We start from the raw sequence: 226 nt of genomic DNA on the forward strand, positions 1-226 counted from the left end.
GTCCGCGTCGGGGCGGGGGCCGCGCGGGCCGGGGCCGAATCCGGGGCCGAAGCCCGGGCCGAAGCCGCGCCCGAACGGGCCGACGCCGCGCATGCCGGGGCCGCGACCCCCGCGGCCGCGGGGGCCGAACGGCGCCGCGTCCGAGTCGTCGAGGCCGAGCGCCGCCGACCCCGTGTTGAGGGCGGCGACGAGTCGTTCGAGCTCTTCGGCGGGGACGTCGGCGAGG

1 protein-coding gene is annotated in these 226 nt (G+C 82.3%); it reads right to left on the reverse strand.

Translation table 11 applies throughout. The annotated features are described in order from the left end of the window. Positions 1 to 226, reverse strand: a 226-nt coding sequence (locus QM517_RS18135) for a hypothetical protein (protein WP_283289557.1), incomplete at both ends; no start/stop codon positions are given.

The organism is Microbacterium sp. IEGM 1404 (assembly GCF_030056775.1).
Taxonomy (GTDB): Bacteria; Actinomycetota; Actinomycetes; order Actinomycetales; family Microbacteriaceae; genus Microbacterium.